The organism is Deltaproteobacteria bacterium, assembly GCA_016874775.1.
GTDB lineage: Bacteria > Desulfobacterota > Binatia > Bin18 > Bin18 > VGTJ01.
The window spans coordinates 1-1,992 of the sequence record VGTJ01000350.1; the positions used below are offsets into that span (position 1 = coordinate 1).

The following is a 1,992-nucleotide window of genomic DNA, read 5'->3' on the forward strand; positions in this document are numbered from 1 at the left end:
TGAGCCAGGATCAAACTCTCCACTTAAACCTTACTCCGCAGACCCTTGCGGGTCCACTCAGAACTTCTCGCTTCCCTCTCTCTCCCTAAGACACCTCTCCAGTGCCTCCCTAGCTGTCAAAGAGCTTACTCACCACGATCGCTTCTTTTACCTTAGCGAAGGAGCTTTCTCAAAAAGGATCCTTCAAGGAGAGACTTTCTCCTTGCCGCTAAAGTATTTCCTCTGCGATGCCAGCTTCTTCAAATCCGGTGGAAGTGATACTCGCTGATCTTCGGCAGAACTCGTGGCAGGTCCGGTATACTTAAATCTCTCGCCTTCTCTTGTCAAGGACTCTTCAAAACGCGCTCTATTTGTCTCCTTTCTCTTGCGCTCGATAGGGGAAAAGGGGTAAGAAAGGGAAGTTTCTACGTTGAGAAAAGATGTAACTATGATTTGCAACAGTTTGAGGAAAAGGAGGAATAGATATGCATCTCATGTCGTTCTCTGAACGTGCCTATATCCACGTTCCAGAAGATGCGGTTATCGAAAACGGCAGCAGCTATTTCGGGGTGCCCAATACCCATTTTGATCCATCTAAAGCGAGCCGTCTCTTTAACGAGTATCTTGATGAGCGTGTGTATGCTGAAGAACTAGGTTTTGACGGAGTGATGCTCAATGAACATCATCAGACCCCATTTTGTATGGGCTCTGTCATGGACGTTGAAGCCGCAGTCCTTGCCCGTATCACCAAGAGAGTGAAAATCGTTCTGCTCGGCAACCCGCTCCCGGTCGGAGACCCCCTTCGTCTGGCTGAAGAATTGGCGATGATTGACCTGATCTCTGGTGGCCGCTTAGTGCCAGGTTGGGTGCGTGGCGCAGGAAGTGAACAGATTGCCAACAATGTCAACCCAGCCTTCAATCGTGAACGCTTCAATGAAGCACACGACTTCATCGTCCAAGCCTGGACCAAACCAGGACCATGGCGTTACGAAGGCAAGCATTATCACTATCGGTTTGTGAATCCTTGGGTTCTGCCAATGCAAAAACCAGTGCCGCAAATCTGGATTCCTGGCCTCATTAGCCCGGAAACCGTGATCTGGAGTGCCCAGCATCGTTATCCCTATATTGCACTAGGAACGCAAATCGATGCTACCGTGGAAATGGCGAACCTGTACGCCGACGTTGCTGCGCAACACGGGTATCAAGCTGGTCCTGAGAACTTCGGCTATCTGCAGAACGTCTGCGTTGCTGAGACCGAGGAGAAAGCCCAAGAACTGGCAAGAGGCTTCGTCTTTGGTGGCGGGTTTGGCTCTTTCGCTCGTGCAGAGTGGATGTTCCCTCCGGGATACAACTCGAAAGAAGCAACCAGACGCTTAGCCAAGGCGTTTGCAGATCCGCGTACTGGTGCGGAGGTTATTCGCTATACCCAAGGGAAAGTCGATATCGACGAAATCCGTCGCAGTATCGAAACCAATTTCCAGTCGTCACTGAACAGCGGTCTAATCATCGCCGGCACGCCGAAAACAGTGATCAAACGCATCCGCACCATGCTGGAAACGTTACGACCTGGCGTGTTTGGTATTTGGTATCATCACGGACCTATGACCTTCGAGGATCGTAAGACCTGCTTACGTCTGCTAGGCACCGAGGTGCTTCCTGCAATGCGTGAGATGGCAAAAGAATTCAATTTGCCTGGTCCGTTTGAAGTGAAGCCTGGCTCACGTTCGCTGCCTGCTTCTGGCAAGCGTGATCCTGTGGTTGGTATTAACAAGGCGGCATAAGGCGTCACCAATACCGATCCGCACAAGTGAACAGGGCAGCCTAAAGAGCTGCCCTGTTTTTTTCTTACTGGGGCAATTTGCGATTGTCTCTAGCTCAGATTTCAGCTTTTGACCCTCACCCTAGCCCTCTCCCTGGCAGGGCAATGACATTAAGTTTACGCGAGTATCCGTTTGCCATATTTCGCGAACCGCAGTCGATGGGCCGCCGAGCGTTTGCGGCGGGGGAACTGGC

1 protein-coding gene is annotated in these 1,992 nt (G+C 51.2%); it reads left to right on the plus strand.

Features of this window, described 5'->3' with window-relative positions:
- Nucleotides 1–464 precede the first annotated feature (464 nt).
- On the plus strand, nt 465–1,760 hold the full coding sequence (locus tag FJ147_28390) for an LLM class flavin-dependent oxidoreductase (protein ID MBM4259801.1): 1,296 nt from the start codon (nt 465–467) through the stop codon (nt 1,758–1,760).
- The last annotated feature ends 232 nt before the right edge of the window (nt 1,761–1,992 follow it).

Bases quoted from the DNA above. Each gene is read 5' to 3' on its own strand.
- FJ147_28390 (MBM4259801.1), top strand. From the start codon at position 465: ATGCATCTCATGTCGTTCTCTGAACGTGCCTATATCCACGTTCCAGAA.